This is a genomic window from Endozoicomonas atrinae (assembly GCF_001647025.1).
GTDB classification, from domain to species: domain Bacteria; phylum Pseudomonadota; class Gammaproteobacteria; order Pseudomonadales; family Endozoicomonadaceae; genus Endozoicomonas; species Endozoicomonas atrinae.
The window spans coordinates 1-1,082 of the sequence record NZ_LUKQ02000607.1 but is presented as its reverse complement, the minus strand read 5'-3'; the positions used below and the strand labels follow the sequence as shown (position 1 = coordinate 1,082).

The window sequence follows — 1,082 nt, the reverse complement described above, 5'->3', positions numbered from 1 at the left end:
GGCAGTCTGGCAGATAACCATGCCCTGCTATTAGACAGTTATCACAAAGTGCGCTTTGTCCCTAATGATGACTACAACGGCGATGCCACCTTTGACTTCCGTGCCTGGGATAGAACCTCCGGTACTGCGGGACAGTATGAAGATGCCAGCAGCCATGGCGGTACCACGGCCTTCAGTGCCGATGCCATTTCAGCAACGATTTCATTAACCGCTATCAATGATGCGCCAGTTCTGACGCCCTCCGGCGGCACCGTTGCTGCCTCGGCAGAAGCAACATCTGGCGGCGGCTTTTATAATGCCATGGCCGCCACCAGTGACGGTGGCTATCTCCATGTCTGGAACAGTTCGGGCGATACCATTAAAGCCCAGCGTTATGACAGTCAGGGGGGGGCTCAGGGTGCAGAAATTACTGTTCACGATGACCCAAATAATAAAACCAGCTATAGCCGTAGCGTAACGGTATTAGACGATGGTGGTTTTGTTGTCAGCTGGTCTCACTACCTCTTTAACGGCTCGGATTCCGTTAATGTCTGGTCACAAGTTCATAATGCCGATGGCAGCGTACGCCAGGCCGCTTTCCAGCTGAATACTCAACACACCTTCCTGGGACAAAGTGGCGTTCAATCAGCCGCCTTGCCCGATGGCGGTTTTGTCACCGTCTGGGATGACCAACACGAATACACCAGCAATGGCGGTCAGAGTGATCTGTATATGCGTCGCTATGATGCCGATGGTACTCCCAGAGATGCCCAGGAAATTCAGATCACAATCAGCAGCGTCGATCAGGAGTACCCAGCCATTACCGTTCTCAATGACGGTAATATTGCACTGGCCTGGCGGGAAGACGGCGGCACAATACACAGCCAACGGGTGGATAGCCAGGGCAACACCATCGGTAGTCCGATTCAATTAACTGAAAGCACCTCCAATGACGTCGGTGAAGCCCCTGCGATCGCCTCACTCAGCAATGGCGGGTATGTGGTTACCTGGATGGATTCTACCGGTGCTGATGGTCAGGGCTACGGTGTTTACGCCCGTATTGTCGATAGCCAGGGCCAGACAGTAGGCAGTGAATTTGCCGT

General features: G+C 53.5%; 1 protein-coding gene. It reads left to right on the top strand.

The features are described 5' to 3' along the window. Positions 1-1,082 (top strand): hypothetical protein (locus AK963_RS34085; RefSeq protein ID WP_175404740.1); only part of this gene is annotated, 1,082 nt, incomplete at both ends.